Source organism: Tepidiphilus succinatimandens (assembly GCF_006503695.1).
Classification (GTDB): Bacteria; Pseudomonadota; Gammaproteobacteria; order Burkholderiales; family Rhodocyclaceae; genus Tepidiphilus; species Tepidiphilus succinatimandens.
Map to the genome: position 1 here is coordinate 24,772 of NZ_SBIK01000006.1, position 24,721 is coordinate 49,492.

Annotated in this window: 23 protein-coding genes; 13 read left to right on the plus strand and 10 right to left on the minus strand. The window is 67.3% G+C overall.

What is annotated here, in order from left to right:
* Positions 1–47: 47 nt before the first annotated feature.
* The 13 genes from EPD82_RS05050 to ubiD all read left to right on the plus strand — a co-directional run bounded on the left by EPD82_RS05050 (position 48) and on the right by ubiD (position 13,738).
* On the plus strand, positions 48–1,373 hold the full coding sequence (locus EPD82_RS05050) for an OmpP1/FadL family transporter (RefSeq protein ID WP_141055930.1): 1,326 nt from the start codon (positions 48–50) through the stop codon (positions 1,371–1,373).
* 49 nt (positions 1,374–1,422) lie between these two features.
* Positions 1,423–3,804: a 3-hydroxyacyl-CoA dehydrogenase/enoyl-CoA hydratase family protein gene (locus EPD82_RS05055; RefSeq protein ID WP_141055933.1), complete on the plus strand. Its 2,382-nt coding sequence runs from the start codon at positions 1,423–1,425 to the stop codon at positions 3,802–3,804.
* A gap of 14 nt (positions 3,805–3,818) precedes the next feature.
* Positions 3,819–5,018, plus strand: a complete 1,200-nt coding sequence (locus EPD82_RS05060) for an acetyl-CoA C-acyltransferase (RefSeq protein ID WP_141055936.1) — start codon at positions 3,819–3,821, stop codon at positions 5,016–5,018.
* Between the two features lie 12 nt (positions 5,019–5,030).
* Positions 5,031–5,831: an enoyl-CoA hydratase/isomerase family protein gene (locus EPD82_RS05065; protein WP_141055938.1), complete on the plus strand. Its 801-nt coding sequence runs from the start codon at positions 5,031–5,033 to the stop codon at positions 5,829–5,831.
* 43 nt (positions 5,832–5,874) lie between these two features.
* Positions 5,875–6,363, plus strand: coding sequence for a DUF2802 domain-containing protein (locus EPD82_RS05070; protein WP_055423620.1), 489 nt, complete (start codon positions 5,875–5,877; stop codon positions 6,361–6,363).
* Positions 6,364–6,777: 414 nt separating this feature from the next.
* Positions 6,778–7,008, plus strand: a complete 231-nt coding sequence (locus EPD82_RS05075; RefSeq protein WP_170210791.1) for an SPOR domain-containing protein — start codon at positions 6,778–6,780, stop codon at positions 7,006–7,008.
* A gap of 31 nt (positions 7,009–7,039) precedes the next feature.
* A complete protein-coding gene (gene fliW, locus EPD82_RS05080) occupies positions 7,040–7,495 on the plus strand; it encodes a flagellar assembly protein FliW (protein ID WP_055423618.1) in 456 nt (151 codons plus the stop codon).
* Positions 7,496–7,506: 11 nt separating this feature from the next.
* Complete coding sequence (locus EPD82_RS05085; protein WP_055423617.1) at positions 7,507–7,887, plus strand: RidA family protein; 381 nt, start codon at positions 7,507–7,509, stop codon at positions 7,885–7,887.
* 7 nt (positions 7,888–7,894) lie between these two features.
* Positions 7,895–9,949 carry an ATP-dependent DNA helicase RecG gene (gene recG, locus EPD82_RS05090; protein WP_141055948.1) on the plus strand — a complete coding sequence of 685 codons (2,055 nt, stop codon included), beginning with the start codon at positions 7,895–7,897 and terminating at the stop codon, positions 9,947–9,949.
* Positions 9,942–10,502, plus strand: coding sequence for a chorismate--pyruvate lyase family protein (locus EPD82_RS05095; protein ID WP_088178276.1), 561 nt, complete (start codon positions 9,942–9,944; stop codon positions 10,500–10,502). The genes recG and EPD82_RS05095 overlap by 8 nt, the downstream gene beginning before the upstream one ends.
* A 6-nt stretch (positions 10,503–10,508) precedes the next feature.
* Positions 10,509–11,384, plus strand: coding sequence for a 4-hydroxybenzoate octaprenyltransferase (gene ubiA / locus EPD82_RS05100; protein WP_055423616.1), 876 nt, complete (start codon positions 10,509–10,511; stop codon positions 11,382–11,384).
* Positions 11,385–11,396: 12 nt separating this feature from the next.
* The gene (gene pyrF, locus EPD82_RS05105) at positions 11,397–12,242 is read left to right on the plus strand and encodes an orotidine-5'-phosphate decarboxylase (RefSeq protein WP_141055950.1); all 846 of its coding nucleotides are present in this window, start codon (positions 11,397–11,399) and stop codon (positions 12,240–12,242) included.
* A 5-nt stretch (positions 12,243–12,247) separates the two neighbouring features.
* Positions 12,248–13,738 (plus strand): 4-hydroxy-3-polyprenylbenzoate decarboxylase, encoded by a 1,491-nt coding sequence (ubiD, locus tag EPD82_RS05110; RefSeq protein WP_141056045.1) that lies wholly within the window; start codon positions 12,248–12,250, stop codon positions 13,736–13,738.
* Positions 13,739–13,756: 18 nt separating this feature from the next.
* Here the strand turns inward: ubiD and EPD82_RS05115 are convergent, their stop codons facing one another.
* From EPD82_RS05115 to EPD82_RS05160, 10 genes are all read right to left on the minus strand, one after another.
* A complete protein-coding gene (locus tag EPD82_RS05115; protein WP_141055952.1) occupies positions 13,757–15,847 on the minus strand; it encodes a M3 family metallopeptidase in 2,091 nt (696 codons plus the stop codon).
* Positions 15,848–15,870: 23 nt separating this feature from the next.
* Positions 15,871–17,121, minus strand: a complete 1,251-nt coding sequence (locus tag EPD82_RS05120) for an MFS transporter (protein ID WP_055423613.1) — start codon at positions 17,119–17,121, stop codon at positions 15,871–15,873.
* Between the two features lie 73 nt (positions 17,122–17,194).
* Positions 17,195–18,115 carry a phosphoribosylaminoimidazolesuccinocarboxamide synthase gene (locus tag EPD82_RS05125; RefSeq protein ID WP_141055954.1) on the minus strand — a complete coding sequence of 307 codons (921 nt, stop codon included), beginning with the start codon at positions 18,113–18,115 and terminating at the stop codon, positions 17,195–17,197.
* A gap of 45 nt (positions 18,116–18,160) precedes the next feature.
* Positions 18,161–19,438 carry a DUF3422 family protein gene (locus tag EPD82_RS05130; RefSeq protein ID WP_141055956.1) on the minus strand — a complete coding sequence of 426 codons (1,278 nt, stop codon included), beginning with the start codon at positions 19,436–19,438 and terminating at the stop codon, positions 18,161–18,163.
* The gene (corA, locus tag EPD82_RS05135; protein ID WP_055423610.1) at positions 19,429–20,382 is read right to left on the minus strand and encodes a magnesium/cobalt transporter CorA; all 954 of its coding nucleotides are present in this window, start codon (positions 20,380–20,382) and stop codon (positions 19,429–19,431) included. The genes EPD82_RS05130 and corA overlap by 10 nt, the downstream gene beginning before the upstream one ends.
* A gap of 239 nt (positions 20,383–20,621) precedes the next feature.
* A complete protein-coding gene (locus tag EPD82_RS05140; protein ID WP_055423609.1) occupies positions 20,622–20,882 on the minus strand; it encodes a YfhL family 4Fe-4S dicluster ferredoxin in 261 nt (86 codons plus the stop codon).
* A 26-nt stretch (positions 20,883–20,908) separates the two neighbouring features.
* Positions 20,909–21,406 carry a pantetheine-phosphate adenylyltransferase gene (gene coaD, locus EPD82_RS05145; protein ID WP_141055958.1) on the minus strand — a complete coding sequence of 166 codons (498 nt, stop codon included), beginning with the start codon at positions 21,404–21,406 and terminating at the stop codon, positions 20,909–20,911.
* The gene (rsmD, locus tag EPD82_RS05150; RefSeq protein WP_141055960.1) at positions 21,403–21,939 is read right to left on the minus strand and encodes a 16S rRNA (guanine(966)-N(2))-methyltransferase RsmD; all 537 of its coding nucleotides are present in this window, start codon (positions 21,937–21,939) and stop codon (positions 21,403–21,405) included. Before rsmD ends, coaD begins: the two co-directional genes overlap by 4 nt.
* A 4-nt stretch (positions 21,940–21,943) precedes the next feature.
* A complete protein-coding gene (locus EPD82_RS05155; protein WP_141055962.1) occupies positions 21,944–23,269 on the minus strand; it encodes a M16 family metallopeptidase in 1,326 nt (441 codons plus the stop codon).
* 21 nt (positions 23,270–23,290) lie between these two features.
* Positions 23,291–24,694: a M16 family metallopeptidase gene (locus EPD82_RS05160; RefSeq protein ID WP_055423605.1), complete on the minus strand. Its 1,404-nt coding sequence runs from the start codon at positions 24,692–24,694 to the stop codon at positions 23,291–23,293.
* Between the last annotated feature and the right edge of the window lie 27 nt (positions 24,695–24,721).

The window sequence follows — 24,721 nt, forward strand, 5'->3', positions numbered from 1 at the left end:
AGCGGGCGTATGCCCGTCGGTTCGTGACGAAGAGGAGGAGACGAGCAATGAAGAAGAAACTTTTGGCCGTGGTAATTCCGTCGTTGTTCGCCGCCAGTTCCACGGCGCTGGCCAGCGGTTTTCAGCTCATCGAACAGAGCGCGAGCGGCATCGGCAATGCTTATGCTGGTTCGGCTGCCGTGGCCGACGATGCCGGAACAATTTTTTATAACCCGGCGGGAATGACACGTCTGAAAGCCCGCGAGGTCTCACTCGGCGTGGCGGCGATCAAACCCAGTTTCAAGTTCGATGACAGAGGGAGTCTTGCGGCGCCAGGCGCACCCTTGACCGGCAGCAACGGCGGGGATGCCGGCGGTTGGGCAGCGGTACCCAACGGCTATTATTCGCAGAAGATCAACGATCGCTTGTGGCTCGGCCTGGGGATGGGCGTGCCCTTCGGTCTCGTGACGGAGTACGACGACGACTGGATCGGCCGATTCCATTCGACCAAGTTCGAGATCAAGACGATCAACGTCAATCCTTCCCTGGCATTCAAGGTGAATGAGGCGGTCTCGCTGGGATTCGGGGTGAGCGTACAGCGTTTCGAGGCGACATACGATCGCTACGCAGGCGTGGCGGCGCCGGGGCCTCTGAAATCCTTCGGTGTAAGCGATGCGGCGATGCAGCGAACCAAGTTACGCCTCGAAGCGGACGATGTCTCCTGGGGGTGGAACGTGGGCATACTCTTTACCCCCACCGAAAGGACCAAGCTGGGGTTCTCCTATCGATCCAAGGTGAAGCACGATCTCGATGGCGACATCGAGGCCAGAGGCCCGGCTGCGCCGGTGCTGAGCAACCCACGGGTTGGCTTGGCCGGCGTCGACGCCGAGGTGTCGGTGGATCTGCCAGATACCTTCATCGCCAGTGCGGCGCAGGGAGTTGGTGAGCGGTGGGAGATCCTCGCCGACGTGTCGTGGACTGGCTGGAGCAGTCTGAACGTGCTGCCAATCTACCGTTCGAGCGGGGTTCAGTCCGGTTCGGTGGCCGATACTTTGGCTACTCGTTTTCAGGATACATGGCGCGTGGCTTTGGGAGCACGCTATCGTTACGATGAGCACTGGTTACTGAAGTTTGGGGTGGCCTACGACGAGTCGGCGGTGCGCGATGCCGAGCGTCGGCTCACGGCGCTGCCGGACAACGACCGCATCTGGGTATCGCTGGGGGCTCGCTGGATGCCGGATGCCGACAACCGGGTAGACCTAGGGCTGGCGTATCTGTTCATCGACGACACGCGCATCGACCGCAACGCGATGGCTGAAGGGAAGGGATGGGTGCGTGGCCAATACGAAGGCGATGTGTGGCTGGCTGGGGTGCAATATTCCCGTTCGTTTTAAGTGTGCGGGTTTGGCGAGCAGGGTATTCGTGTGAAGCAAGGAGAAGCGAGTGGAACGTCTGAGGATCCGCAAGGTGGCCGTGCTCGGCGCCGGGGTGATGGGGGCGCAGATCGCCGCGCATTGCGCCAATGCCGACCTGCCGGTGGTGTTGTTCGATCTACCCTCGGGCGAGGGGGATCGCAATGCGACGGTGCTCAGGGCGCTCGAGGGGCTGAAGCGCCTCGATCCGGCGCCGCTGGCCGAGTCGCAGCGGCTCGGCTGGATTCAACCGGCCAATTACGACGACGATCTGGAGGCGCTGCGCGAGTGCGATCTGGTGATCGAGGCGATCGCCGAGCGCCTGGACTGGAAACAGTCCCTTTATGAACGCGTGGCGCCTTTTCTCGCGGAAGGGGTCACGCTGGCCTCGAACACGTCGGGCCTGTCGATCACTGCGCTCGCGCAGGCGCTGCCCGAGGCGGTGCGCCGCAATTTCTGCGGCATCCATTTCTTCAATCCACCGCGCTACTTGCCGCTCGTGGAGCTGGTGCCGCATGCGGGTAGCGACGCAGCACGGCTCGATGCGCTGGAGGGTTGGTTGACGACGCGCTTGGGGAAATCGGTGATCCGGGCCAAGGATACGCCCAACTTCATCGCCAACCGCGTCGGCGTGTTTTCCATCCTCGCGGTGATGCATCACACGCAGCGGCTGGGCCTGGGGTTCGATGAGGTCGACGCGCTCACGGGGCCGCGCATCGGCCGTCCCAAAAGCGCGACGTACCGCACGGCCGACGTGGTGGGGTTGGACACGCTGGCACACGTCATCGGGACGATGCAGACGACCCTTCCCGAGGACCCCTGGCATGGCGTCTTTCGCGTGCCCCAGTGGCTGGAGTCCTTGATCCGGCAGGGTGCCTTGGGGCAGAAGAGCGGCGCCGGGGTCTATCGCAAGGAGAAAGGGAACATCCTGGTGCTCGATCTATCCGCCGGGACTTACCGTCCGGCCCAGGGAGAAGTGGCGCCGGAAGTGGAGGAGATCCTCGCCCTGCGCGATGTGCGCGAGCGCTTTGCCCGGCTACGCGCGAGCGGGCATCCTCAGGCCCAGTTTCTGTGGGCGCTGTTTCGCGACGTGTTCCACTACTGCGCTTTCCATCTGGCGACGATCGCCGACAGCGCCCGCGACGTCGATCTGGCGATGCGCTGGGGGTTCGGCTGGGCCATGGGGCCTTTCGAGACCTGGCAGGCGGCGGGTTGGCGCGACATCGCCCGGTCGATCGAGGAAGATCGTGCCGCCGGCCTCACGCTCGCCAACGTGCCGCTGCCAGCCTGGGTGGAGGGGCTCGAAGGCACGCACTCGGCCAAGGGTTCGTGGAGCGCGGCGCGCAGCACGTGGGTGGGACGCTCTTCGCTCGCGGTATATCGGCGTCAGCTCTATCCCGACAGGGTCTTGGGGGAAAGATTCGACGATCCGGGCGAGACCTTGTGGGAGAACGAGGGGGTGCGCCTGTGGCGTCGCCCCGATCAGGACCAGGGCGTGGGGATCGTCTCGGTGCGCACCCGCCATCACACGCTGGGCGCAGCGGTGATCGAGGGCATCCTGGAGGCAGTGGCGCGGGCCGAGCGTGAGCTCGATGCGCTGGTGCTGTGGCACGAGGCTCCGTTTGCGCTGGGCGCCGACCTGAAGCAGGTGCTCGAGGCGGCACAGGCTGGCCGGTTCGATCAACTGGAGACCATGGTCGAACGATTCCAGCAGGCATCCATGCGGCTCAAGCACGCCGAGATTCCCGTGGTGGCGGCGATCGAGGGCATGGCCTTGGGCGGGGGCTGCGAGTTCGCTCTGCATGCGGCGCATCGGGTGTTCGCGCTCGAATCCTACGTCGGTCTGGTGGAGGTGGGCGTGGGGCTCATTCCGGCCGGGGGCGGATGCAAGGAACTGGCGATCCAGGCGCATCGCATGGCCCGGCGTACCGCTGGCGGTGACGTCTTCGCGTTCATTCAGCCGATGTTCGAGCAGGTGGCCAAGGCCAAGGTCTCGCGCAGTGCGCTCGAGGCGCAGGCGATCGGCTATGGCCGGGTCGGGGACGACGTGGTGATGCACCCGAAGGAATTGCTCTATGTGGCGATCCGTCGTGCCCGCTCTCTGGCCGAGGCGGGCTACCGTCCGCCGCTGCCCGAGCGTGAGGTCGTGGTGGCGGGGCGAAACGGCATTGCCACCTGCGAGATGATGCTGGTCAATATGCGCGAAGGGGGATTCATTTCCGAGCACGACTACCGTGTCGGCAAGGGGGTGGCCACTGCGTTGTGCGGAGGGGAAGTGGAGAGCGGAGCCCGGGTGCCGGTGGAATGGCTGCTGGCGGTGGAGCGGCGCGAATTCATGGCGCTGCTGCGCACGCCCCAGACGTTGGAACGCATCGCACATACGCTCGCAACGGGCAAACCGCTGCGCAACTGAGGAAAGGAGCAACGATGAGCAAACGAGGGCAGGATGCCTATGTGGTGGCAGCGGTACGCACGCCGGTGGGTCGCAAGGGCGGGATGCTACGCCATGTACGACCGGACGACATGCTGGCGCACGTGCTGCGAGCGGTGACGGAAAAGGTGCCGTCGCTCGATCTGGCGGAGATCGGCGACGTGATCACGGGCTGCGCCATGCCCGAGGCCGAGCAGGGGATGAACGTGGCCCGCATCGGCCTCTTGCTGGCTGGTTTTCCGGTGCAAGTGCCGGGCGTGACAATCAATCGGTTCTGCGCTTCCGGCCTGCAGGCGGTGGCCGACGCGGCGGCTCGCATCCGGCTGGGCGAGGCCGACGTGATGATCGCGGCCGGCACCGAGTCGATGAGCGTGATGCCGCAGATCATGGGCAACAAGGTGAGCCTCAACCCGAAGGTGGTGGAATCGGACGAGAACCGGGCCATCGCTTACGGGATGGGGTTGACCGCAGAGGTGGTGGCACGCAAATATGGCGTGTCGCGTGAGGATCAGGATGCCTTCGCCCTGGAATCACACCGCAAGGCAGTGGCGGCAATCGACGCAGGGTACTTCCGCGACGAGATCGCTCCCCTGATGGTACGAACGCACCTGCCCGGCGCCGAGGGAACGGTGGCGGTGCGCGAGTCGATGGCCGAGATCGACGAGGGGCCGCGGCGCGATACCTCACCGGAGCGGCTCGCCTCCCTCAAACCGGTATTCGCTGCGCGCGGCAGCGTGACCGCCGGCAACAGCTCGCAGATGTCCGACGGGGCGGGGGCAGTGTTGCTGATGTCCGAAGCGGCGCTCGAACGCTATGGAGTGCGGCCCATTGCCCGCGTGGTATCGTACGCGGTGGTCGGCGTGCCGCCGGAGGTGATGGGAATCGGTCCGGTGGAAGCCATCCCCCGAGCCTTGCAGCGTGCCGGCCTGAAACAGGATGATCTCGACTGGATCGAGCTCAACGAGGCGTTCGCGGCGCAATCGTTGGCGGTGATGCGCACGCTGGGGCTGGATCCGGCCAAGGTGAATCCGCTGGGCGGGGCGATCGCTTTGGGCCATCCTCTGGGGGCAACCGGAGCGATCCGTACCGCCACCCTGATGGCGGCGATGCAACGCGACCCGAAGGTGCGCTATGGCATGGTGACGATGTGCATCGGCACGGGTATGGGGGCAGCGGGGATCTTCGAGCGGGTGTAGACGGGAGGAAGCATGGCACAGACGGTGCTGTGGGAGGTGGTCGACGGAATCGGACGGTTGGAGCTCAACCGTCCGGAGTCGCTCAACGCCTTGTCGTTCGACATGATGGAAGCGCTCGACGCGGCGAGCGCCGCCCTGGTGCAGCGTCCCGATCTGCGCGTGCTGGTGGTGAGCGGGCGCGGCGGGCATTTCATGGCCGGCGGCGACATCCGCGATTTCTCCCGCCTGCTCGACCGCACGCCCGGCGAGCGACGTGAAACGTTTCGCACCGCGATCGAGCAGCGGGTGAATCCGGTGGTGGAGCGCCTGAGCCGCGTGCCCTGTCCGGTAGTGGCGAAGGTGAGCGGCGCCTGCGCCGGCTTCGGCATGTCGCTCATGCTCGCCTGCGATCTGGCGATCGCCTCGAGCGACGCGGTGTTTACCACGGCCTATGCCATGCTGGGGCTTCCGGCCGACGGGGGGTTGTCCTACTTCTTACCCCGGGCGGTCGGTAGCCGGCGTGCGGCGGAGCTTTTCCTCCTCTCGGAGCGATTCGACGCGCAGCGTGCCCTGGAGCTGGGGATCGTCAACCGCGTGGTCGCGCCCGAAGCGCTCGATGCCGAAGTCGAGGCGCTGGCCGCACGCCTGGCCGCCGGACCGAGCTATGCCTATGGGCGTATCCGCTCGCTGCTCGCCGATTCGCTCGAACAGAGCCTGGAAGCGCAGCTCCTCGCCGAGGCCGAGGCGTTTGGCGACTGCAGCGCCACCGAGGATTTCGTCGAAGGCATCGAAGCCTTCCTCGCCAAGCGCAAGCCACGTTTCCGCGGTCGCTGAACGCGCTTTCGGTGCATGCCTCGATCTTCCCCGCTTGGCGGGAATGCCGGACGGCTTTATCATTGCCGAGGTAAAGGACGGCGGAGCGCTGAGCGTGCAGTGGGTGATCGGCGGGATCCTGGTGGCGAGCATCGCCTGGGTGGTGTTCGAGGTCGTGCGCTGGTGGCGTGTCCGGCAACGGATGGCTTCTCCGCCTTTGCCGCAGTCGGCCGCTCCTTTCGGGCTCGATCTCACGGTGAAGACGCTGGAGCGCCGCTGTGAGGCGATGCAGCACGCGCTCGATGAGCACGCCCGTCAGCTGCAGCAGATCCTCGACCGATTGCAGCGCCTCGAACAGTCTGCTGCGGCAGAACCGGCTCCGGCGCCTTCCCCCGTCGAACCGCTCGCCGCTTCCCCCGAATATGTAGAGCCGATGGTGCTTGCCCGCCGTGGGCTCGATGCACCAGCGATCGCCGCGCGCTGCGGCATCACGCTCGGCGAGGCGGAGCTGTTGGTGGCGATGGCGCGCGGCGACCGGGGAACTGCACCATGAAGGCGGGCAAGGGGACTTCCACACCTTTTCCCTGGAAGCGGGTGGTGCCCGCCTCGGTGCTCGCCGCCGTGGCGGCTTTCGCGCTGTGGTACCTGGCGAACGAGCAAAAGGCGCCCGAACCTGCGCCCCCCGTCGCGGTGCCCGTCGTTGCGGCGAAAGTGTCGGCGCGCGTTGCCCCTGTTTCTCCCGAACCGCCCTCCGGAAACGCCAGCGCTTCGCCGGAGCAAACTCGCCGGAAACGCCAGCGCTTCGCCGGAGCAAACTCGCCCCGAACCGGCTGCGCCGGAACGCGCCACGGCCGAGCATACCGAGCGCATTTCTCCCGGCAACGATCTCCGCGGAGCGGAAACCCAGCACGGCGAGGCGTCTGCGCCCGCCCCAGCGGCGGAAATGCCGGAGAAATCCCCCTTTGCTATGCGTTCGAAACCTCTGGACAAGGGATATTATGTGCCGGTGGGCGTGTTTGGCCGGCTGGACGCTGCCGAGCGACTCGCCGGGCAGCTGGATGCGCTGGGTTTTCCGGCGCGGCTGCAGTCCAGGGTGTTGGTCGGCCCTTATGCCACGCGCCAGGAAGCGCAGCAGGTGGCCGAACGGCTCAAACGCCAGCACAAGCTCGGCGCTGCCGGTGTGATGCAGGTCAAGTGAGACATTCAAATCAACGGTAAGGAGGTGTGCGATGAAACTGCAAAGTCCGGTGTTGGGCGAAGTGGACGTGGCCGAAGACAAGGTGATCGAGTTTCCCAATGGCCTACCAGGGTTCGAGGCGTGCAAGCGTTTCATGCTGGCGCACGATGCGGAAGGGAAGGCGGGCGAAGATCGTCCCAAGGTCTTCATCCTGCAGAGTCTGGACGATCCCGAAGTGGCCTTTTCCGTGGTGAGCCCGGATGCCTTGGGCGTGCGCTACGAGATCACCCTCTCCGACGGCGAGGCGGCCCAGTTGCAGATCGAAAAGCCCGAGGATGTGGCCTTGGCCGTGATCGTGCGCCGAGCCGATGGAGCCGAGGCGAACACGCCGCAGGACACCGGCTTGCGGGCGAACTTCATGGGGCCGCTCCTCATCAACACCGCCGCGCGCCGCGGACTGCAGAAAGTGCTCGAGCGCTTCAGCTGTGAAATGGTCGTGCGGGCGTAAGGAGCAGGGCAATGCGACGTCACGTCAATACCGACAAGGCTCCGGCGGCGATCGGCACCTATTCCCAGGCGGTGTTCGCCGGCGATACGCTCTATCTCTCCGGCCAGCTGGGGCTCGATCCGGCCACGATGACGCTTCCGGCCGAATTCGCCGCCCAGTGCGAGCGCGTGTTCGCCAATCTGAAGTCGGTGGTGGAGGCGGCCGGGGCGAGCCTCGATCAGGTGGTCAAGCTCACGGTCTTTCTCACCGATCTGTCTTATTTTGCCACCGTCAACGAGGTGATGGCGCGCTACTTCACCGCGCCCTATCCTGCACGCTCGGCGGTGGAGGTGAAAGGGCTGCCGCGCGGGGCGATGGTGGAGGCCGAGGCCGTCGTCTGGCTGGGGGCGTGATCCGGCCTTGCCTGCGCAAGCGCCTTTCCGCCATCCGCTGGAATCCTGGCCGGGCGTCGGCCCGGCGGTAGCCGCGCGCCTGGTGAAACTCGGGGTGATGCGCCCCGAGGATCTCCTTTTTCTCCTGCCGCTGCGCTACGAAGACGAGACGCGCGTCACGCCCGTGGCGCAGGCGCAGGCCGGTTCGTCCGTGCTCGTGGAAGGCCGCATCGTGCGGGTGGAGCGCAAGGAGGGGCCGCGACCACAGCTCGTCGCGCATCTGGACGATGGCACGGGCCTGCTCACCGGGCGCTGGCTGCACGTCTATGCCGGTACCGCCAAACGGCTGGAGCCGGGTAAGCACATGCGCTGGTTCGGTGAAATCCGGGTCGGGTTCTTCGGCGAGCGCGAGATGTTCCATCCGCGGCTGGTGCCGATCGAATCGCCCCTGCCCGATCGCCTCACGCCGGTCTATCCGAGCGTGGAAGGATTGTCGCAGGGGCTTTTGCGCCGTCTGGTGCGCCGGGCGCTGGAGGTGGTTGCGCCCGCCGAGTGGCTCGACGAGACGCTGCGCGCGCGTGAGCACTTGCCACCGCTGCGCGAGGCGCTCGAATTCCTGCACACGCCCCCCGCCGGTGCGGATGAAGCGCGGCTGACGGCGGTGCGCCGCCGCCTCAAGCTGGAGGAATTGGTGGCGCAGCAGGCGTCGATGCGCCGCGCGCGCGCCGTGCGGCTCGCGGCCACGGCACCGGCCTTGCCCGAAGAAGAAGGTCCGGTGCGCCGGGCGCTGCGCGAGGCATTGCCTTTTACCCTCACCGCCGCGCAGCGGCGGGTGCTCGCCGAGATCGACGCCGATCTGGAAAAACCCCATCCGATGCACCGCTTGCTCCTGGGCGACGTGGGCAGCGGCAAGACGGTGGTGGCGGCGCTCGCGCTCGCGCGGGCGCTGGATGGAGGGCACCAAGGAGCGCTGATGGTGCCCACCGAGATCCTCGCCGTCCAGCATGCGCGCAAACTCGGTGAGTGGCTCGCTCCGGCCGGGATCGAGGTGGCGCTGCTCACCGCCGCCACCCCGGCCAAGGCGGCGCAGGCGCTGCGCGCCCGGCTTGCCGAAGGGGAACCGCTGCTGGTGGTCGGCACGCACGCGCTCATCGAAGAGGCGGTGGCTCTGCCGCGTCTGGCGCTCGCGGTGGTCGACGAGCAGCACCGCTTCGGCGTGCGCCAGCGCTTCGCCCTGCGCGCGAAGGCAGGCGAGGGGCTCTCGCCGCACCTTCTGATGATGTCCGCCACCCCCATTCCGCGCACGCTCGCGCTGGCGATCTACGCCGACCTGGAAGTGTCGCTGCTCGACGAGCGCCCGCCGGGGCGCCAGCCGGTGCAGACCGTGCTGCTGTCGCAGAGGCGCCGAGGCGAGCTCATCGAGCGGGTGCGCCGCTGGTGCGCCCAGGGGCGACAGGCCTATTGGGTCTGCCCCTTGATCGAAGAATCGGAAGTGTTGGACCTGCAGGCGGCGACCGCCACCTGGCAGGAGCTTGCCGAGACGATGCCGGAGCTGCGGGTCGGCCTACTGCACGGGCGGCTCAAGAATGAAGAAAAGCAGGAGGTGATGGCGCGGTTCGTGGCTGGCGCCCTCGACGTGCTGGTGGCGACCACCGTGATCGAGGTGGGCGTGGACGTGGCCAACGCGAGCCTCATGGTGATCGATCACGCCGAGCGATTCGGCCTGGCGCAGCTGCATCAGCTGCGCGGGCGCGTGGGGCGTGGCAGCGAGGCGTCTTTTTGCGTGCTGTGCTACGGCGAGCCGCTGTCGGCCACGGCGCGCGAACGGCTCGCGGCGATTCGCGCCAACGACGATGGTTTCGCGCTCGCGCGCGAGGATTTGCGGCTGCGCGGCCCGGGCGAATTCGTCGGGCTGCGCCAGAGCGGCGTGCCCAGCCTGCGCGTGGCCGACCTGGTGGCGGACGAGGATCTGGTGCCGCTCGCGCAGCAGCTCGCCGACGAGGTGCTCGCGCGCGATCCGGCGCTCGCCGAGACCCTCATCCGGCGCTGGGTGCCGGGCGGCGGGGCGTGGCTCCATGCCTGAGGGCACGCTCTTCTTCGTGCCGCGCTGGCGCGCCGGGCTGGCTTTGGGGGCGCCGCGCCGCCTGGGGCCATGGCTGGCCGAACGCGGCTCGCTCACCGCCCGCATCCGGGCGCATTGCCGGGAGTTCGCCGTGCGCCGCCTGTTCGAGGGGTGGGGTCACCCCTATCCGGACGAGGCGATCGCCCTGAACGTGCCAATCCGGGCGAGGGTGCGCGTGCGCGAGGTGGCGCTGCTCGCCGACGGCGCGCCGGTGGTATTCGCGCGCTCGCTCGCCACGCGGCAGGGGCTGCGATACCCGTGGCGCCTGCTGCAGCGCATCGGCAACCGTCCGCTGGGCGCGGCGCTCTTCACCGATCCGACGGTGCACCGCGGCACCGTGCAGACGGTGCGGCTCGATGCGCGCGATCCGCGGTATCATCGCGCATCGGCGCTGTGGCGGGAAGTGCCGCCGGGCTTGTGGGCGCGGCGCTCGCTCTTTTGGCGGGCGGGGGCGCCGCTACTCGTGAGTGAGGTGTTCCTGCCGCCGATCGACTTTCTCATGGCACCGACGTGACGAGCGATGAACGCGAATTTCGACTGGAGCGCGCGCCTGCCGCTCTATTGGCAACTGATCCGAGGTGATCGCCCCATCGGCACGCTGCTGCTGCTGTGGCCGACTCTGATCGCCCTGTGGTGGGCCGCAGGCGGGGTGCCGCCGCCGGGGGTCTTCTTCGTTTTCGTGGTAGGCACTTTCCTCATGCGTTCGGCGGGCTGCGCCATCAACGACTGGGCCGACCGCGACTTCGATGCCCACGTCGAACGCACGCGCGAGCGGCCGCTTGCCGCCGGAAAGATCTCGCCCCAGGAGGCGCTCAAGGTCGCCGCGGTGCTGGCCGGGCTTGCCTTCCTCCTGGTGCTGCCCCTGGGCTGGAGGGTGGTGGCGTGGTCGGTGCCGGCGCTCGTGATCGCTGCCACCTATCCCTTCACCAAGCGCTTTCTGCCGGTGCCCCAGGCTTACCTGGGCGTGGCGTTTTCCTTCGGCATCCCCATGGCCTGGGTGGCGATCCGCGGCGAAACCGACGCGGCGTGCTGGACGCTCTTTGCCGCCAACTTCTTCTGGACCATCGCCTACGACACCGAATACGCCATGGCCGACCGCCCCGACGACCTGAAACTGCCGGTGCATTCTTCGGCCATCACCTTCGGGCGCTGGGACGTGCTGGCGGTGTTTCTCTGTTACCTCGCGGCCTTTGCCCTGTGGGCGCGCGCCGGCATCCTCGCCGGGGCTGGGGCGCCTTTCCTCGTCTCCTTGGTGGTGGCCGCGGGCATCGCTGCTTACCATCTGGAGCTCATCGGCACGCGCGAGCCGGCGCGCTGCTTCAAGGCATTCCTGCACAACAACTACATCGGGCTCGTGCTCTTTGCCGGCGTCGTGCTCGATCTGTGGCGTGCTTGAAGGGAGAACGAAGTGACGCAGACGGCTTTCCTCGAATTGCTGCGCGGGCGCTGGCGCGATCCGGCGCGGCTACTCTGTGTGGGGCTGGATCCGGAACCGGAACGCCTGCCGCGCAGCGTGCGCGCTTTGCCGCTCGCCGAGGGGGTCTGGGTGTTCTGCCGCGAGGTGATCGAGGCGTGCGCGCCTTACGTGTGCGCCTTCAAGCCGCAGATCGCGCATTTCGCCGCCCTGGGTTTGGAGAGCGTGCTCGAGCGGCTCGTCGCCCACGTGAAGCTGCATCATCCCGACATTGCCGTGATCCTGGACGCCAAGCGCGGTGACATCGGCTCCACCGCCCGCCACTATGCGCGCGAAGCCTTCGAGCGTTACGGGGCCGATGCGGTCACGGTGAATCCCTATCTGGGCGGCGACTCGCTCGAACCTTTCTTCGCTTACCCGGGCAAGGGGGTGTTCGTGCTGTGCCGCACGTCCAATCCGGGAAGCGCCGAGCTGCAGGCGCTGGAGCTGGCTGGCGGCGAGCGGCTTTTCGAGCGCGTGGCGCGCCTGGCTGCTGGCCCGTGGAATACGAACGGGCAGGCGGGCTTGGTGGTGGGCGCGACCTGGCCGCAGGAAGTGGCGCGGGTGCGCTCGTTCGCGCCGGGCGTGCCGCTGCTCGTGCCGGGCATCGGTGCGCAGGGCGGCGACCTGGCGGCCACGGTGCGCGCCGGCTGGTGGCGTCCCGAGTTTCCCGGCCTGATCCTCAATTCCTCGCGCGCCATCCTCTACGCGAGTGGGGGCGAGGATTGGCAGCAAGCCTCTGCCGCGGCGGCGCAGTCCCTCGTGGCCGAGGTGCGCGCGCTGCTCGCCGATCTGGGATGAGCGCCGTGGCGTTTGCCGATCTGCGCGAGTTCTGCGCCCGGCTCGAGGCGCTGGGCGAGCTCAAACGGGTGTCCGAACCCGTGGATACGCACCTGGAGCTCACGGCGCTTGCCGAGCGCATCCTGCGACGCCAGGGACCGGCGCTGCTCGTCGAGCGTCCGCACACCCAAGGCCGGACGCATTCGATCCCGGCGCTTGCCAATCTCTTCGGCACGCCGCGCCGGGTGTTGCTGGGCATGGGGCAGGACGTGGGCGAGGACGGCGACTGGCGCGAGCCGCTGCGCGACGTCGGGCGCCTGCTCGCTTATCTGAAAGAACCGGAGCCGCCGCGGGGCTGGCGCGACGCCTGGGAGAAGATGCCGGTGCTGCGCAAGGTGCTCGACATGGCGCCGAAGGTCGTCTCGCGCGCGCCCTGCCGCGAAGTAGTGTGGGAGGGGGCGGAGCTCGACCTTTCCCGGCTGCCCATCCAGCACTGCTGGCCGCGGGATGCGGGTCCGCTCATCACCTGGGGGCTGGTGGTTACCCGCGGGCCGCACAAGAAGCGCCAGAACCTGGGGATCTACCGCCAGCAAGTGATCGGGTCAGACCGGGTGATCATGCGCTGGCTCGCCCATCGCGGCGGGGCGATCGATTACGCCGAACACGCCCGGCTGCACCCCGACGAACCTTTTCCCGTGGCGGTGGTGATCGGCTGCGATCCGGCCACCATCCTCGCCGCGGTCACGCCGGTGCCCGATACCCTTTCCGAGTACCAGTTCGCCGGCTTGCTGCGCGGCGCCAAAACCGAGCTCACCGAGGCCGTGGGGGGCTTGCAGGTGCCGGCGCGCGCCGAAATCGTGCTCGAAGGGCACATCCATCCCGGCGACACGGCTCTCGAAGGTCCATTCGGGGATCACACGGGCTATTACAACGAGCAGGCGGTCTTCCCCGTGCTCACGCTCGAGCGCATCACGCTGCGGCGCGATGCGATCTACCACACCACTTACACCGGCAAGCCGCCTGACGAGCCGGCGGTGCTGGGCGTGGCCCTGAACGAAGTCTTCGTGCCGCTGCTGCAGCGCCAGTATCCGGAGATCGTCGATTTCTACCTGCCGCCGGAGGGCTGCTCCTACCGCATGGCGCTGGTGTCGATCAAAAAGGCCTATCCAGGGCACGCCAAGCGTGTGATGTTTGGCATCTGGGGCTTCCTGCGCCAGTTCATGTACACCAAGTTCATCGTGGTGGTGGACGAGGACGTCGACATCCGCAACTGGCAGGAAGTGATCTGGGCGCTCACCACGCGCGTGGATGCGGCGCGCGACACGCTGATCGCCGAGCACACGCCCATCGACTATCTCGACTTCGCCTCGCCCGAAGCCGGGCTGGGCAGCAAGATGGGGATCGACGCCACGAACAAGTGGCCCGGCGAGACACAGCGTGAGTGGGGCCGGGCCATCGTCCAGGATCCGGAGGTGGAGGCGCGCGCGGCGGCGCTCGTCGAGCGGCTGCTCGGCTGAAGGCGCCGCGCGACGCCTCTAGCCGCCCGCCGCTTCCTCCACCAGTCCATTGTGCCGCAGCAGTGCGTCGATGCGCGGCTCGCGGCCGCGGAAGGCGCGGAAGGATTCGGCCGCGGGGCGGCTTGCGCCCACGGCGAGGATCTCGCGCCAGAAGCGGCGTCCGGTATCGGGATCGAGTACGGTGCCGGTGCGCGCCTGGGCTTCCTCGAAGGCCTCGTAGGCATCGGCCGAGAGCACTTCGGCCCATTTGTAGCTGTAGTAGCCGGCCGCATAGCCGCCGGCGAAGATGTGCGAGAAGCTCTGGGGAAAGCGGTGCCAGGAAGGCGGGCGGATCACCGCCACCTCGTCGCGCACTTCTTCCAGGATGCGCAGCACCTCGGCAAGCGGCACGCGTTCGGGCGCCGGTTCCTGGGCTTTGGCAAGCTCGCGGTGGATGCGCAGGTCGAAGAGCGAGAATTCGATCTGGCGTACCATCTGCATGCCGGCCTGGAAGTTCTTCGCCGCGCGCATCTTCTCGTAGAGCGGGCGCGGCAGTGGCTCGCCCGTGTCGACGTGGGCGGTGATTTTCTCCAGCACTTCCCATTCCCAGGCGAAGTTTTCCATGAACTGACTGGGCAGCTCCACTGCGTCCCATTCGACGTGGTGAATGCCCGAGATGGGCGCTTCGTCGACCTGGGTGAGCATGTGATGCAGCCCGTGGCCCATTTCGTGGAAGAGGGTGAGCACGTCGTCGTGGGTGAGCGTGGGGGGCTTGCCGCCCACCGGCGGGGCGAAGTTGCACACGAGGTAGGCCACCGGCAGCATGAGAAATTCGCCCTCGCGTCGGCGCGACTTGGCGCTGTCCATCCAGGCGCCGCCGCGTTTGGTGTCGCGCGCGTAGAGATCGACGTAGAAATAGGCGATCGGCGCGCCGTCGCGCTCGACGCGGTAGAAGGTCACGTCCGGATGCCACACGGGGGCGGTGTCGGGCACGAGGTGCACGCCGAAGAGCCGTTCCAAGAGGGCGAAGAGCCCCTGCAGGACGCGCGGCAGCGGCAGGTAGCGCCGCACTTCCTGCTCGGAATAGTCGTAGCGCGCCTGGCGCAATTTTTCCGAGGCATAGGCGATGTCCCAGGGTTCGAGCGGATCGAGCCCGAGGGTGTCGCGGGCGAAGGCGCGCAGTTCTTCCAGGTCGCGCTGGGCGAAGGGCTTGGCGCGGGCGGCGAGTTCCCGCAGGAAGGAAGCGACTTCCTCCGGATGGTCGGCCATCTTGGGCACGAGCGAGTAGCTGGCGTAGTCGGGGTAGCCCAGCAGTAGCGCCTCTTCGCCGCGCAGTGCCAGGATGCGTTCGATGAGCGGGCCGTTGTCGCGCTCGGGGGGGCCGAACTCGGAGGCCCGCGTGGCGTGCGCCCGGTACATGCGCTCGCGCAGCGACCGATCGTCGGCGTACTGCATCACCGGCAGGTAGAAGGGCATCTGCAGGGTGAAGCACCAGCCCGGGCGATTCTGTGCCTGCGCCACTTCGCGCGCCATGGCCCGCACTTCCTCCGGGATGCCGGAAAGTTGCGCCTCGTCCTCGATCCACTCCTGGTAGGCGTTGGTCGCATCGAGCACGTTTTCCGAGAACCTGGCCGCGATCGCCGACAGTTCCTGCTGGATGTCGCGGTGGCGGGGTTTCTTCTCGGGCGGCAGTTCCGCGCCGGCAAGCCGATGGTCGCGCAGGTCGAGCTCGATCACGCGGCGGCGCTCGGGCGAGAGGCGGGCGAATTCGGGGCTTTGCGCGAGCGCCTGCGTCTTGCGGTAGAGCGCCTCGTTCTGCCCCAGTTCCGTCCAGAAACGCGTGACTTCGGGGAGCAGCTTGTTATAGGCCTCGCGCCAGGCGGGAGTGTCCATCACGCTGTGCAGGTGTCCGATCACGCCCCATGCGTCCGAGAGCTGCTCGAGCGCGTGTTCGAGCGGTGCGACGAAGTCTTCCCAAGTGGGCGGGGTGCGCTCATCCATCGCGTGGTCGATCGCGGCGCGGGCCCGCGCGATGAGTTCGGTGATGACCGGCTCGACGTCCTCCGGCCGGAGGCGGTCGAAGGGAGGGAGTTGAAAGGGATGCAGCAGCGGATGCTCTGGTGCGTTCATCGTGTCCTCGAGGTGGATTCTCTTCAGGCGGGATTTTGCCACTGGTTGCGGGCGCGTGTCTCGCGCACGAGACAGGCGCCGAGAAAACCGAGGGCGGCGGCGCCGGCCAGGCAGGCGATCGCCGCGGTGAAATGCTCGGGCGCGTAGATCCGCACGCCGTCGACCACCGTGCCGTTCCAGGCATGGTCGATGAGCGCGCCGGCGAGCGGCTGCAGAAGGGCGCCGCCGAGGAATCCGCCCATGTTGGTGAGCGCCGTACTCATGCCCGAGAGCGCCGACGGATTGACCTCCTTGGCGCAGGCCCAGGTGAGCGAGAAGGAAGAGGTCGCAAGGCCCATGAGGGCGAAGAGGGGGAAGGTGAGGCGCTCGGGCAGGGGGCCGGCAAAGAGGCACACGCCCCAGCAGGCGAGGTAGACGGCGGCGGCGGGAATCAGCACCGCCTTGCGCCGCGCGAGCCGGTCCGACAAGGACCCGATGGCCAGGCACCCTACGGCGAAGGCGAGAAAGTAGAGAGAGAGGTGGTGCGAAGCCTGCAGTTTCGTCAGCCCGTGCACGCTCATGAGGTAGGGGGTAGCCCACAGGCCAGCGAAGGCGAAAAAGCTGCCGGCGATGCCGAAGTTGGCGAGCACGGCGGGCCAGGTGGCGCGGTTGCGCAGGATGGTCGCCAATCCGCCGAGGATCACGGTACGGTCGAAGCGCTTGAGGGTGCCCGGCTGCTCCGGCTCGATGAGCCGCCAGCACAGCACGGCGATGGCGAGCGACGCCAGCGCCGTAGCCACGAACACGCCGCGCCAGCCGGTGAGTTGCGCAAGCGCCGTGAGCGGCGTGCCGGCGAGCACCGAGCCGAGGTTGCCGACGAACATGCCCAGACCCACCAGAGAGGCGAAACGCCGCTCGTCGTACCACAGGGCGAAGAGCTTGAGCATGGCGATGAAGGTGACCGACACGCCAAGGCCCGTGAGGGTGCGTCCGGCGAGTGCCACTTCCAGCGACGGGGCGAGCGCGAAGAGGAGACTTCCCGCGGCGGCGACGAACCCGCCCGCCACGATGATGCGCCGCGGCCCCACGGTGTCGGCGAGGATGCCAGTGGGCAGCTGCATCAGCGTGTAGACGTAAAAATAGGTGGCGGCGAGCGTGCCGAGCGAGGCGGCGCTGGTGTGGAAGGCCGCAGCGAGCTCGGTGGCGATGCCAGCGGGGGCGAAGCGGTGGAAGAAGGACAAAACGTAGGCGGCGATGACGACGACGAGCGCCGTCGTGCGGCGGCTGTAGGCCATGGGGAGTCTCCTCTTTTTGTTTTCGGAATCGCGGCGAGGGGGGCTGCGCCGGAATTACCCCCTTCAGGAAGCGTTATTCCGGCAGCGATCGCCCAACCAGCCGCCGATACGCCTCGCGATACTTCTCGGCGGTCTTCCGGATGACTTCTTCCGGCAGGCGCGGGCCGGGCGCGGTCTTGTCCCAGGCGAGCGTCTCGAGATAGTCGCGCACGTACTGCTTGTCGAAGGAAGGCGGGTTGGTGCCGGGCTGCCAGGCGTCGGCCGGCCAAAAGCGGGAGGAATCGGGGGTGAGCACTTCGTCGATGAGGTGCAGCACGCCGGCCGCGTCGATGCCGAACTCGAACTTGGTGTCGGCAATCAGGATGCCGCGCTCGGCGGCGTAGTCGCGCGCCCGGATGTAGAGCGCGAGCGCCGCAGCCTTGGCCTGGCGCGCGAGGGCGGCGCCGTCGTGCGGCGCGAGCTTTGCGGCGCACAGCGCCTCGGCCTGCTCGAAGGAAATGTTCTCGTCGTGCTCGCCCGCCTCGGCCTTGGTGGCCGGGGTAAAGATCGGCTCGGGCAGCCGGTCGGCGAGTCGCAGCCCCGCTGGGAGCGTGATGCCACAGACGCTGCCTTTCTGCTGATATTCTTTCCAGCCGGAGCCGATGAGATAGCCGCGCACCACCGCTTCGATGGGAAGCGGCTGCAGACGCTTGACCACCATGGCCCGCCCGGCGACCTGGTCGCGCTCTCCGGGCGCGACGACGGAAGTCGGATCGATACCGGTGCGATGATCCGGCACGATGCCGGCGAGCTGCTCGAGCCAGAATTCGGTGATCGCCGTGAGCACCTTGCCCTTGCCCGGGATGGGATCGGGCAGGACGACGTCGAAGGCGGAGAGCCGGTCGGTGGCGACGACGAGGAGCTTGTCCTCGCCAACCGCATAGAGGTCGCGTACCTTGCCGCGTCCGATGAGTGGCAGACTGGTGATGTGCGTCTCGAAGATCGCCTCGGCCATGGATCCTTCCCCGGCATTCTGAAAAAGGAAATTATCGCACGGCCGCTAGCTTTCGTGCTCCACCACCCGATGGACGCGGCGCACACCCAGGGCGATCAGGGCGGCGAGCACGGGGATGGACACGGCGGTGGCCAGTTCCGGCTCGAGGTGTAGCCAGGGCTTGAATCCCTTGGTGACATAATGGACGAGCTGTGAGCCGTAATAGGTGATGGCCATCACCGACAGGCTCTCCACCGCCGCCTGCAGGCGCAGCTGCAGCTTGGCGCGGCGGTTCATTTGCGCGAGCAGCTGCTGGTTCTGCCGCTCGAGTTCGAGATCGACGCGGGTGCGCAGCAGCTGGGAGTTGCGCGTCGAGCGCTGCGAGAGCTCCTCCTGACGCCGCGCCACGGCGGCGCAGGTATTCATGGCTGGGGCGAAGCGCCGCTCCATGAAGCCCTGCAGGGTGGAATAGCCGGCAAGCCGGATCTCGCGCAGCTCGGCGATGCGCTGACGCACCAGGGCGCTGTAGGCTGCCGCGGCGCCAAAGCGGTAGGCGCTGGCGGCGATGGAATGCTCGATCTCGGCGGCAAGGTGGGTGAGTCGCGCCAGGATGTCGCGCTCGTCTTCGAACGAGGCCGCGCGGCTCATGGCGGCCACCAGTTCGGCCAGTTCCGCCTCGGCGCGCCCCAAGAAGGCGCCGACTTCCTTGGCCACGGGAAAGGCGAGCAGCGCCAGCATGCGGTAGGTGTCGATCTCGAGCAGCCGCTGCACGGCGCGTCCGGCTTGTTTGGGCGTCATCGCCGCATCGAGCACGATGAACTGGATGAAGCCCTCGTGCAGTTGGAAGTCGCTGAGCACCCAGGCGTTGCCGTCGGAGATCTTCGAGGCGACGAGCGCCGGAGCGAAGGGATCGGCCGCGTCGAGGAACTCGGTGGGCGGCGTGTCGGATACCGGCCTCAGGCGAACGTGCGTGGCGGCGATGACTTCGCCGGGGCTGGCCTCGAGCCACCCCTCGGGAAGGCGGGAGAGGATCGCCGCGGGCGAGTCGTGATCGCCGTCGAGATAGAAGGTATAGGAATGGAATTCGGCGTGGCGCTCGCGCTTGATGCGCAACCCGCCCCACCGTAGGAGCGATTGCGCCGCGGCATCGAGTTCGAGCACGGCGCCAGGAAGATTGCGCAGGCGCATCCAGTGCTCGAGGAGACGCTCGGATGTGGCCTCACGCGGCAACAGCCAGGAGAGCTGGACCACCGTGGCCGGAGCCACGAGCGGCACGGAAGGCCGGGCGTGGATCTCTTCGTGCAGCGCCTGCCGGATGGGGTGTTCGGCCAGTTTCACAGCCATCCCTTACGCTTGAAATAGAAGTAGGGAGCGAAACCGCTGAATACCATCAGGAGTAGCGCCAGGGGGTAGCCGTATTCGAAATGCAGCTCCGGCATGTGCTCGAAGTTCATGCCGTAGATGCTGGCCACGAGCGTCGGCGGCAGGAAGACCACCGCCGCGATCGAGAAGATTTTGATGATCTGGTTCTGCTCGATGTTGATGAACCCCTGCGCCGAGTCCATGAGGAAGTTGATCTTCTCGAAGACGAAGTTGGTGTGCGACATGAGGGTTTCGAGGTCGCGGATCATCTCGCGGCAGGTTTCCTGCAGTTCGGCCTGATCGCGCAGATGGCGCAGCAGGAAGGAGACGGCGCGCTGGGTGTCCATCAGGCACAGGCGGATGCGTCCGTTGCTGTTCTCGATCTTGGCCAGCTTGTCGATGGCGTCCTCGAGCTCGGCGTTCTCGTCCTCGAGCACCATGAAGCTGACGTCCTCGAGCCGCCGGTGCAGGTCTTCGATGGTGTCGGCGAGGTTTTCCACCTTCTGCTCGAAGATGGTCACGAGCAGCTCTTGGGGGGTACGCGCGTGCACCTGGCCGTGGCGAGCACGCATGCGCAGCAGGCGGAAGTCGGCCAGGTCTTCCTCGCGCACCGAGATGAGGCGATCGCGCTGCAGGATGAAAGCGACGGTGACGGTGACGTGGCGGCCCTCTTCCTGGGCAAGGAAAAGGGAGTGGACGTGCAGCCCCTGGTTGTCGATGAAAAAGCGCGCGGAGGACTCGATTTCCTCGACGTCTTCGGATTCGGGGAGTTCGGCGTTCAACAGCCGCTGCAGCAGCTCGCGCTCGTTTTCGTCCGGGTCTTGCGCGTCGATCCACAGCGCCCTCGCCACGGCCTGTGCGTCGGCGGTGAGGGTTTTGGGCAGTTCGCGGATGGCGTCTTTTTCGGTCTGGAACAGTCGCAGCATGGAGCACCTTTGTACGTTTCGCCGACGGGGTTTTCGGATCGCGGCGAAACGACGAAGGCGTCAGCCGCGAGCGCAGCGGGGGTGAGGCGAGCGACGAGGTCGATAGCGGGGCTTGGGTTTCACGGAGCGGATCGATAGGGACACGATAAGGAAATTATACGCTTTTTGCGGCGCAGCAAAAACGGCGGCGCCGTCCTCTTTGCAGGAAAAGGGCGCCGCCGCTTCGTGCGCACGGGCGCTCAGGCTTTCGCCTTGGCGGCCATGAGGCGTTTGTATTTCTCCAGCAGCTGCTCCTTGGTCTCGCGGTGGTCCGGATCGGGGATGATGCAATCCACCGGGCACACCTGCTGGCATTGGGGTTCGTCGTAGTGACCGACGCACTCGGTGCATTTGTCCGGGTCGATGACGTAGATCTCGTCGCCCTGCGAGATCGCCTCGTTGGGGCACTCGGGTTCGCACACGTCGCAGTTGATGCACTCTTCGGTGATTTTCAGGGCCATGGAAAAGCCTCCGCAGGAAGGAAAGGTCAATCGGTTTGCGCGGCATTGCGGTGCGCGAGCCGCTCGGCGACCACGGGATGCACGAATCCGCGCACGTCGCCGCCCAGCCGGGCGATTTCGCGCACCATCGTCGCCGAGATGAACATGTATTCGTCCGCCGGGGTGAGGAACACCGTTTCGATGTCGGGAAAGAGCTTGCGGTTCATTCCGGCCATCTGGAATTCGTATTCGAAGTCGGAGACGGCGCGCAAGCCTCGCAGCAGGATGCGCGCGCTGCGCTGGCGCATGAAGTCGATCAGGAGGCCATCGAAACCCACTACTTCGACGTTGGGAAAAGGCGAGAGCACTTCGCGGGCGATCTCAACGCGCTCTTCGAGTCCGAACAGGGGGTTTTTGTTGCGGCTGCGCGCCACGGCGACGATGATCTCGTCGAAGATGCGGGAAGCGCGGCGTACGAGGTCTTCGTGCCCCCGGGTGAAGGGGTCGAAGGTGCCGGGATAGACGACGACCGATCGTTCGCTCATGGGCTGCGCTCCAGCAAATGGTAATGCACTTGGCCCGCACGGCCGCGTTTCACGGTGTGCCAAGCCCCGAGTGTCTCGATTTCATGCTCGGCCTCGAGGTAGATGGCTCCTTCGGGGCGCACGAGCCGGTCGAGCCAGGGTTCGAGCCGCTCGGGCCAACGTTCGCGGTAGGGCGGGTCGAGGAAGAGCACGTCGACGGGCTCGGACCAGGCGCGCGCGCATTCTAACGCATCGGCAAGAAGAATGCGCACCGTGTCGCCGCCGAGCAGCCGCCGGTTTTCTTCGAGACGCCGTGCGAGACGCCGGTCGCGCTCCACGAGGGTGACGCGTGCCGCTGCGCGCGAGGCGGCTTCGAAGCCGAGCGCGCCGGTGCCGGCGAAGAGATCGAGGCAGGAAAGCCCGGTGAGATCCTGCCCCAGCCAGTTGAAGAGCGTCTCGCGCACCCGATCCGGCGTCGGGCGCAAACCGGGAAGGTCGGGCACGGTGAGCAGCCGCGAGCGCCAGGCGCCGCCGATGAGGCGCAGCCGCGCCATCGCCTCACCGATCCCCGTCGCCGCCGACGCGCACCGTCACCAGACGCGCCGGATCGATGCGCCGCGTGAAGGCGTCCTGCACCTGTTGCGCGGTGACGGCGCGCACGGCCTGCGGATAGCGTTCGAGCCAATCGGTGGGGAGGTTGTAATAACCCATCATCGAAACGTAGCCGATGAGCTTGCGGTTGGAATCGAGCCTCAGGCCGAAGCCTTGGGCGATGTTGTCCTGGGCGCGGCGCAGCTCCTCGGCCGTGGGACCTTGTTCGCGGAAGCGCGCGAGCGTCTCACGCGCGAGCGCCATGGCTTCGTCGGCCTGTTTGCCGCGGGTCTGCAGCGCGATGACGAAAGGCCCGGCCTGGCGGCGTGGCTCGAGCACGCTCGCCACGCTGTAGGCGTAGCCGCGCTGCTCGCGGATCTCATCGACCAGGCGCGAGCCGAAACCGCCGCCGCCGAGCACGTGGTTGCCTACGAGCAGCGGAAAATAATCGGGATCGTCCCGCGTCATCACCGCCAGCCCCAGGCGCAGGTGGGCCTGCTGCGCCGGATGGGCGATGCGCTCGTCGTGCGCCTGCGTCTGGGCGACCGGCGGCAGCGGCTTGGGCGCTTCCCCCGCGGGCAGTTTCGCCGTGATGCGGTCGGCGAGCTGCTCGGCCTGGGCGCGATCGAGATCGCCGACGATGGCCACGTGCGCCGCCGCGCGGGTGTAGTAGGCGCGATGAAAGGCGATGAGATCCTCGCGCGTGATCCGGTCGAGCGACTCGAGTGTGGGAAGCTTGCCGTAAGGATGGTCGCGATAGACGTTGGCGGTGAAGGTGCGTTCGGAGAGCACCTCGGGCCGGGTGAGGGCGTCCTTGAGCGCCGCCTTGGCGTTCGCGCGTTCGCGTATGAAGATGGCGGGAGAGAAGATGGGCTGGGTGAGCACTTCGGCCACCAGATCCGCGGCCGCGTCGCGCACCTGCGCCTCCGAGAGGTTGCGCCAGGCCACGGTGGCGCGGTCTTCGTCGACCGAACCGGAGAGGCTGACGGCCAGATCGGCGAAGGCGTCGCTCAGGCCCTGCTCGTCGTGCACCCGGGTACTGGTGTCGAGCAGTTGGCGGGTGAGGGAAGCCAGCCCTTCCTTGCCCTCGGGGTCGCGGGCGGAGCCGGCATCGAACGAGACGACTACGTCGATGAGAGGCTGTTCGCGACTGGCGACGAAATCGACGCGCACGCCGTTCGCGGTGGTGAAGCGCTCGATCGTCGGCAACGCCAGGGCGAGCGGCGAGAACGCGGTGGCGATGAAGAAGAGCAGCGCGGCAAAAGCGCGGGTACGGAGGATACGGCGGGTCATCGGTGCCTCCTAGGAAAAAGGTCAGCGCAGCGGCGCGTGCGGATCGACGGCGACGGGGCGCGGCGCGCTGCCGTCGGGCAGCACGTCGACACGGGTGAGCCCCTCTTCGGCGAACCAGGTCTGGGCCGCGCGCTGCACCTCGGCGGCGGTGACGCGCTTGAGCGCCTCGGTGATGCGCGCGCTCGCGTCCCATGGTAGTCCCACGGCGCGGGAAAAGCCGATCTCCATGGCCTGACCCATGAGGGAGTCGCGCTTATAGACCTGCTGCGCCACTGCCTGGCGGATGACCCGCTGCAGTTCCTGTTCGGAAACCCCTTCCTTGGCGATGCGCTCCACTTCCTCGCGCAGTGCCTTTTCCAGGGCATCGAGCGGCACGCCGGGGCGGGCGCTGGCCGACAGCGTGAAGAGGCCGGGACCGCGGGCGAGGCCGTCATAGTCGGCCGAGACGGCGATGGCCCTGGGTTGCTCCCGCACCAGAGCTTTCGTCAGGCGTGCGCCGTCGTAGCCATCGAGCACGGCGGCGAGCACCATGAGGGCGTAGGGATCGCGGTCGGCCTCGAGATCGCGCAGCGGCGGCACTTTCCAGGCGAGCGTCAGGCTAGGAAGTTCCGTGGGGCCGCGCACGATCGCGTAGCGCCGGCCATGCTGCGGGGTTTCGTCGCGCACGGGTCGCTCGGGCACAGGGCGTGCACCGATCGAGCCGTAGTGGCGCTGGGCCAGCGCCAGAACGTCTTCTGCTTTGACGTCGCCCACGATCACCAACCGGGCGTTGTTCGGCGCGTACCAGGTACGGTACCACTGCCGCACGTCTTCGAGGGTGAGCCGTTCGAGGTCGGTGGGCCAGCCGATCACGGGGTTGTGGTAGGGATGGGACCAGAAGGCGGTGGCCATGAGGGCTTCTTCGCCGAGCGACTCGGGTACGTCGTCGGTACGCAGGCGCCGCTCCTCGCGCACCACCTCGCGCTCCTTGACGAACTCATTCGGGTCGAAGGCGAGGTGCTGCATGCGGTCGGCCTCGAGCTTCATGACTTCTTCCAGCGCCTGCGGCGGGATCTGCTCGAAGTAGGCGGTGTAGTCGCGGCTGGTGAAGGCGTTGTCGCGCCCGCCGAGCTCGGCCACGCGCCGGCTGAATTCCCCCGGCCCCACGGTGGGCGTGCCTTTGAACATCATGTGCTCGAATACGTGCGCCACGCCCGTCTTGCCCGCCGGCTCGTCGATGGAGCCTACGTCGTACCAGAGCATGTGCACCACGGAAGGAGCCCGGTGATCTTCGACCACGATGAGTTCCATGCCATTGTCGAGGCGAAAGAGTTTGGCCTCGGCGCGCGCCGCCGTGGCGACCAGCAAGGCCGTAAGGACGAGGAGGGCGGCGAGAAACGACCGCGACCAGGGGAACGTCCGGCGTAGGGAGGGATCGAATCGCATCTGCTAGAATCCTTTTCACCCGTTGGG

Coding starts and splice junctions, on each gene's coding strand:
- EPD82_RS05095 (WP_088178276.1), top strand. CDS start 9,942: ATGCCTGAGGGCACGCTCTTCTTCGTGCCGCGCTGGCGCGCCGGGCTG.
- EPD82_RS05065 (WP_141055938.1), top strand. CDS start 5,031: ATGGCACAGACGGTGCTGTGGGAGGTGGTCGACGGAATCGGACGGTTG.
- EPD82_RS05155 (WP_141055962.1), bottom strand. CDS start 23,269: ATGACCCGCCGTATCCTCCGTACCCGCGCTTTTGCCGCGCTGCTCTTC.
- EPD82_RS05085 (WP_055423617.1), top strand. CDS start 7,507: ATGCGACGTCACGTCAATACCGACAAGGCTCCGGCGGCGATCGGCACC.
- EPD82_RS05070 (WP_055423620.1), top strand. CDS start 5,875: ATGCCGGACGGCTTTATCATTGCCGAGGTAAAGGACGGCGGAGCGCTG.
- EPD82_RS05060 (WP_141055936.1), top strand. CDS start 3,819: ATGAGCAAACGAGGGCAGGATGCCTATGTGGTGGCAGCGGTACGCACG.
- EPD82_RS05075 (WP_170210791.1), top strand. CDS start 6,778: ATGCGTTCGAAACCTCTGGACAAGGGATATTATGTGCCGGTGGGCGTG.
- EPD82_RS05120 (WP_055423613.1), bottom strand. CDS start 17,121: ATGGCCTACAGCCGCCGCACGACGGCGCTCGTCGTCGTCATCGCCGCC.
- EPD82_RS05115 (WP_141055952.1), bottom strand. CDS start 15,847: ATGAACGCACCAGAGCATCCGCTGCTGCATCCCTTTCAACTCCCTCCC.
- EPD82_RS05050 (WP_141055930.1), top strand. CDS start 48: ATGAAGAAGAAACTTTTGGCCGTGGTAATTCCGTCGTTGTTCGCCGCC.
- coaD (WP_141055958.1), bottom strand. CDS start 21,406: ATGAGCGAACGATCGGTCGTCGTCTATCCCGGCACCTTCGACCCCTTC.
- fliW (WP_055423618.1), top strand. CDS start 7,040: ATGAAACTGCAAAGTCCGGTGTTGGGCGAAGTGGACGTGGCCGAAGAC.
- EPD82_RS05160 (WP_055423605.1), bottom strand. CDS start 24,694: ATGCGATTCGATCCCTCCCTACGCCGGACGTTCCCCTGGTCGCGGTCG.
- rsmD (WP_141055960.1), bottom strand. CDS start 21,939: ATGGCGCGGCTGCGCCTCATCGGCGGCGCCTGGCGCTCGCGGCTGCTC.
- EPD82_RS05125 (WP_141055954.1), bottom strand. CDS start 18,115: ATGGCCGAGGCGATCTTCGAGACGCACATCACCAGTCTGCCACTCATC.
- corA (WP_055423610.1), bottom strand. CDS start 20,382: ATGCTGCGACTGTTCCAGACCGAAAAAGACGCCATCCGCGAACTGCCC.
- EPD82_RS05130 (WP_141055956.1), bottom strand. CDS start 19,438: ATGGCTGTGAAACTGGCCGAACACCCCATCCGGCAGGCGCTGCACGAA.
- EPD82_RS05140 (WP_055423609.1), bottom strand. CDS start 20,882: ATGGCCCTGAAAATCACCGAAGAGTGCATCAACTGCGACGTGTGCGAA.
- ubiA (WP_055423616.1), top strand. CDS start 10,509: ATGAACGCGAATTTCGACTGGAGCGCGCGCCTGCCGCTCTATTGGCAA.